Origin of the sequence: Flavobacterium sp. (assembly GCF_028712645.1) — a bacterium.
Taxonomy (GTDB): domain Bacteria; phylum Bacteroidota; class Bacteroidia; order Flavobacteriales; family Flavobacteriaceae; genus Flavobacterium.
On sequence record NZ_JAQTPQ010000384.1, the window covers coordinates 1 to 2549 of the forward strand.

A 2549-nucleotide genomic window follows, 5' to 3' on the forward strand; every position below is an offset into this window, starting at 1 on the left:
TCAAGAATCATATTCAATGGTTTTCTGTCTTCGCCAAAGAATAAAGATTGTTCGATACACCAGTCAAAATCAACTTCGTTCAAACCTTTCCAAGCATACACCTGAATTCCGGCAGCAGCAATTGCAGCAGCAGCCTGATCTTGAGTTGAGAAAATATTACATGAGCTCCAAGTTACTTCAGCACCAAGAGCGATTAAAGTTTCAATCAAAACCGCAGTTTGAATTGTCATGTGTAAACATCCAGCAATACGAGCACCAGCAAGTGGTTGTTCGTCTTTATATTCAGCACGAAGCGCCATCAAACCTGGCATTTCAGCTTCTGCCAATTCAATTTCTTTTCTTCCCCAAGCTGCTAGAGAAATATCTTTTACTTTGTAAGCCAAAAAAGGCGTAGTTGTAGTACTCATTTATAGTATATTTGTAATTATAAAATTTCGGTGCAAAATTACATAATAAGTTATTAATAAAAAACATTCCTTTAAATAATTATAAATCAGTAAAATATTTATTTTCAAGAGCTTTTCCCTATGTTTTCCAAGATTTTTTTTGAATTCTGAAAGACAAGATTTAAATGATGGTTCTTTTGGGAAAAGAAAATACAAATTCTTAATGCCGTTATATAAAATCATAAAACCCAATACCTTTACAACAATATTTGTTTGGAAAATTTCCGAATCTTATGAAGAGTTGTATGAAGAAGTACAGCTTAACCAAAAAAGTGGGTTGCGTTTAAGCGGGATGAAATCGCAACTGCATCAACGAGGCTTTTTGAGTGTTAGAAAGTTGTTGCAACAAGCAGGATATTCGGACTTTGATTTATTTTATGATGAATCTGGAAAGCCACACTTGAAGGATGGAAAACCTATTTCAATTTCACATTCCCACGAATTTTCGGCTATAATAATTAGTGAAGAAACAGTAGGAATCGATATTGAACTTCAGCGAGAGAAAATCATTCGAATTGCTGATAAATTTGTAAATTCAACCGAATTGAATCGTTTGCAGAGTTTTGATTCCCATGATTACATCAAAAAACTAACCGTAAAATGGGGAGCAAAAGAGTCGATTTTTAAAATCCGAAACGAAAAAGGAATCAGTTTCAAGAATCACATTCAAGTTAATACATTTGAATTAGAAGATAAAGAAACTATTGCTCAACTTAATTTTGAAGGTGTCGCTCAAGAATTTAAAATTGTTTTCGAAGAATTCGAAAATTTTACTTTAGTTTATGCATTTGAAAATTAATAAATTGAATTCGTGGCCAAAATAATATGACGAACATCTACAACCATATTCTAAAATCTAAAATCAGCAATCAAAAATTATTGGCGATTCTCCTCGATCCTGACAAAATTGTTTGGAACAACTTTGATTATTTGATTTCAAAAATAAATCAATCGCCAGCAACCCACGTTTTCATTGGCGGAAGCCAAGTAAAAAATAATATTCTCGACGAATTAATTCTAAAAATAAAGCAAAATTGTAGTTTACCAATTGTTCTTTTTCCAGGAAATCCATCTCAAATTTCAAATAAAGCCGATGCGATTTTGTTTCTCTCATTAATCTCTGGGCGCAACTCAGATTATTTGATTGAGCATCAAGTTAAGGCAGCTCCTGTTTTAAAACAAACTAATTTGGAAATTATTTCGACAGGATATATTCTTATAGAAAGTGGAGGTAAAACAGCAGTAGAAAGAGTAAGCAAAACTAAACCTATAGACAGGAATAATCTCGATTTGGTACTTGCAACGGCTCAAGCTGGTGAAATGATAGGTAATAAACTTATTTATCTTGAAGCAGGAAGTGGAGCTAAACAAGCTGTTCCTTCAAAAATGATTCGGTTAGTTTCTAAAAACATCAAAATTCCGTTAATTGTTGGCGGAGGAATTATAGATTCGCAAGGAATTCAAAAAGCGTATGATTCTGGTGCAGATTTAGTGGTTATTGGAACTGCTTTTGAGAATGACATTAATTTTTTTAACAACTAAAACGTATAAGGTTTTTAAAAATCTTATAGGTTTTATTAATTTAAAAACCAGAAATGATAGAATTTTTTCTTAATGCATACAAGGATGCGTCAACTACTCAAATTATTTTAGAATTCATTGCTTTTGTCTTTGGAATTTTAAGTGTTTGGTTTGCCAAAAAAGAAAATATTTGGGTTTACCCAACAGGATTAATTGCCACAATAATTACTACTTATTTACTGTTTATTGCAGGTTATCTTGGCGATATGATGATTAATGGTTATTTTAGTTTAATGAGTATTTATGGTTGGTACAACTGGGCTCGAAAAGGGGATGACACGGACAATCTTGCAATCACAAGAACCAATAATAGAGAAAAAATAATAGGAATCATTCTGTTTTTCATAACAATATTTGTAGTTTTTGGGATATATAAATTCTTTGATTATAATATAAAAAAGGATAATTATGTTGATATTTTTGCAGCAGGAATATTTTTCACAGGAATGTGGTATATGGCACTCAAAAAAATAGAAAATTGGACACTATGGATTTTTGGTGACCTGATTGTAGTACCTTTGT

4 protein-coding genes are annotated in these 2549 nt (G+C 31.9%); 3 read left to right on the forward strand and 1 reads right to left on the reverse strand.

Annotated elements, in window-relative coordinates:
- Window positions 1–407 (reverse strand): adenosylhomocysteinase (locus tag PHC28_RS18205; protein WP_300103868.1); only part of this gene is annotated, 407 nt, incomplete at its 3' end.
- A 202-nt stretch (window positions 408–609) separates the two neighbouring features.
- Between PHC28_RS18205 and PHC28_RS18210 the strand changes: the two genes are divergently transcribed.
- The 3 genes from PHC28_RS18210 to pnuC all read left to right on the forward strand — a co-directional run.
- Entirely contained in the window at window positions 610–1245 is a 636-nt protein-coding gene (locus tag PHC28_RS18210; RefSeq protein ID WP_300103875.1) for a 4'-phosphopantetheinyl transferase superfamily protein, read from the forward strand.
- 26 nt (window positions 1246–1271) lie between these two features.
- Window positions 1272–1988: a geranylgeranylglyceryl/heptaprenylglyceryl phosphate synthase gene (locus PHC28_RS18215; protein ID WP_300103870.1), complete on the forward strand. Its 717-nt coding sequence runs from the start codon at window positions 1272–1274 to the stop codon at window positions 1986–1988.
- Window positions 1989–2041: 53 nt separating this feature from the next.
- On the forward strand, window positions 2042–2549 hold a 508-nt coding region (pnuC, locus tag PHC28_RS18220; RefSeq protein WP_300103873.1), incomplete at its 3' end, for a nicotinamide riboside transporter PnuC.

What these genes read in the sequence shown, in the direction of transcription:
- PHC28_RS18210 (WP_300103875.1), top strand. Translation starts at nt 610, where the DNA reads ATGCCGTTATATAAAATCATAAAACCCAATACCTTTACAACAATATTT.
- PHC28_RS18215 (WP_300103870.1), top strand. Translation starts at nt 1,272, where the DNA reads ATGACGAACATCTACAACCATATTCTAAAATCTAAAATCAGCAATCAA.